Genomic DNA, 2,524 nt, shown 5'->3' on the forward strand with positions numbered 1-2,524 from the left:
AATTGCATCATAATCTGTCATTGAATAGGCCATGTAGGTTCTATATCTCTATCAAATGGTTTTTGCACCAGAACCTTTTATATGGTAGTTTAAATTGGTGAATTGATTTAAGAATTAACAGTTCATTAAGAATATAGCGATCTAAAATTTTTTAATTACACGAATAATGACATAGAATATATATTCTATGTCATTATATAAGGGGGATTCAGAAAATAAGGTATCTTTTCCGTATCTTTTTATTTTTCTAGTACATCTGAACGAACTAGTTTTAAATCATCTGTTTTAATTGCACCTGTTGAAGTAGATGATACTTTAACTTTTGTAGCTGTATCCCAATAACCGCCACCTTGCCAAAACTGTGCAAAAGGTGAATTGATTGTTTTATTTACAGCTCCCGCAGCAACCGATCCAGGTTTTAAGCTATACTCAGCAGTAACTTGATATAATGCTGCTGTAATCGTTTTATCAGTATCGTTAGTAAGACTAAATTTACGGGATACTGTTTGTTCTTCACTTAATGAGATACTTGTACCAAATGTACTTTGGAACTCATAACTTGCTCCAATTTCAAAAACATCTTCAATGCCAACACCAGCATTGAAGCCTACAGTGTGAGCAAATGATTGTGATTGTTCATTAGTCAACCCTGTTTTGATGTCAAATGTTACTTCATATCCTGTATTTTTTGCTGGAATTGATGCTGATCCACCAGGAACTTTCTTAAGATATTTCTTTTCAGTTAGTTCAGCATCTTTTAGTGGGTTAAATGGTGTCTTCGCTGAATAACCAATTGTTACAGCCTTCTCAGCGCCCCAATTATTATCACCCCAAATAACTTGGATTCCAAGTTCATCTAAACTTTTCTTTCCAAATTCCTCTAGAATGGCTCTTTTTAAACCACCTTCTCCTTCAAAGAATTCTGGTAACCACCATGAATTTTCAGCATCGCTTTTTTCGTAATATTTAGATTGCAATATTTTTTGCACATCAGGATCATTTGGATCTTGTGCATATCGAGTTTGGAAAAAGTTTTCTAACGTTTCCATAACAAGCCCTTTTACAAAAGCCTCTCCGTAAGTGCCTCCAAAATATTCTGCAATTTGAGAGTCGTCAAGCCCCAGGAATTTTAAGTCATAATAAAATCTAGGTTTTGGATCCATATGTTTTAGTTCTTTGTTTCTCCAGTCCCCAATAATTTTATTGTTATTTGTATAAAAATAATCTAAATATACATATTCAAGAGGCTTTGCTTGCTTGATATGAGGTGGTGTAACAGATGGAAAATTCGCTTTAATAATATTATTATTGATATAATTTGCATCAAATTCTTGGTTTACATTGGAATTTTCTTCAGATACCTGTCCCTCTTTAATATTTAATGATGGATTTTCTTTTTCAACAGAAGTAATTGCGCTAGAACCTGAAGATACTGTACTTGCTTCTGCTTTTAAAGAAAAAACTGGACTTGCTAAAACAGCAAATGCTAATGCTGCGGGAATTACTTTTTTCTTATAATTCATATGATCTCTCCCTTTCTTTTATCATCTCTACAAGAATACAAAAAATGAAATTATACCGTACATTGCTTATACTTTTTACTCCGTATTAAAATAAAATCACTTTCGATATATTTATCTTATTATATAAATCTTTCAATTTACTTTCATAAATGTTACAAAAGTCTTTCAAAGGTCTGACGTATTTGCTGATGAAACTAACAAACAAAAAAGGAAACCCGCATGTTCATTAGATTTATATTTAATATTTCATAAAACATTGGTTGTTTATTCTATTATAATATTCAAGAGAAGTAGATGAACTGCAACATAGTAATTTATCAGAGGGAGAGAGAATAATCATATGTATCCAAAATTCATTGACAAAATGGCGTTTTCGAAGGCGCATAAAGAGTTATTAATTAAACTGTATAATAAAGAAATTTCAAGAAGCGAGTATAATCAATTGGTAGATACCCTTTATCGTCCACAGCAAAAGTAAATATGGAGTAATTGTTTATGGTTTTATGTCTTTTATAGCAACGAAGTTCATTTTTATCATTTTTGGGACAAGCTGTTCTGTTAGGTTGATGGATGTGGTACTATCCCTATAATAAAAATCACCCGCTAAAATTGGAAATTTTTTCAGATGTGGCGGGTTATTCTTTGAATCGTTTCCGTACCCCAAATAGAGACGAAGTTTCCTTTTAAATATCCTGATTATTCTAATTTTATGAAAAATATTACATTTTTATTTGTTTGTTAGTAAAATATTAAAGTACGTTAATACTTAGAGGAGGGGTTCTTATGAAGAAAGTGTTATCTGTTATGGGATCATTGGTGTTATCACTGGGGGCATTGTTTGGGTTTAGTGGCTCAGCGAGTGCGGATACTAATTCATTTTCATTTGCAACTGAACTCGATTATATGGATGATAATAAAATTAGGGGTTCTGTTGCAAAGTTCTCTAAACCACGTTACATTTTAGGAAAATGAGTAGGAGCACAATAACATGAGATATTTTA

At 31.9% G+C, this 2,524-nt stretch carries 3 protein-coding genes; 2 read left to right on the forward strand and 1 reads right to left on the reverse strand.

The window, feature by feature from the left end:
- Positions 1–239 precede the first annotated feature (239 nt).
- On the reverse strand, positions 240–1,523 hold the full coding sequence (locus JDS96_RS31770) for a hypothetical protein (RefSeq protein ID WP_206777255.1): 1,284 nt from the start codon (positions 1,521–1,523) through the stop codon (positions 240–242).
- Between the two features lie 340 nt (positions 1,524–1,863).
- On the opposite strand from JDS96_RS31770, the gene JDS96_RS30170 reads away from it, so the two are divergent.
- Together JDS96_RS30170 and JDS96_RS30175 are read left to right on the forward strand one after the other, a co-directional pair.
- Positions 1,864–2,001: a hypothetical protein gene (locus JDS96_RS30170; protein WP_199669052.1), complete on the forward strand. Its 138-nt coding sequence runs from the start codon at positions 1,864–1,866 to the stop codon at positions 1,999–2,001.
- A 305-nt stretch (positions 2,002–2,306) separates the two neighbouring features.
- Positions 2,307–2,495, forward strand: a complete 189-nt coding sequence (locus JDS96_RS30175) for a hypothetical protein (protein ID WP_199669053.1) — start codon at positions 2,307–2,309, stop codon at positions 2,493–2,495.
- Positions 2,496–2,524: the final 29 nt, after the last annotated feature.

It is taken from the genome of Bacillus cereus group sp. N21, assembly GCF_016483395.1.
GTDB lineage: Bacteria > Bacillota > Bacilli > Bacillales > Bacillaceae_G > Bacillus_A > Bacillus_A pseudomycoides.

Coding starts and splice junctions, on each gene's coding strand:
- JDS96_RS31770 (WP_206777255.1), bottom strand. CDS start 1,523: ATGAATTATAAGAAAAAAGTAATTCCCGCAGCATTAGCATTTGCTGTT.
- JDS96_RS30170 (WP_199669052.1), top strand. CDS start 1,864: ATGTATCCAAAATTCATTGACAAAATGGCGTTTTCGAAGGCGCATAAA.
- JDS96_RS30175 (WP_199669053.1), top strand. CDS start 2,307: ATGAAGAAAGTGTTATCTGTTATGGGATCATTGGTGTTATCACTGGGG.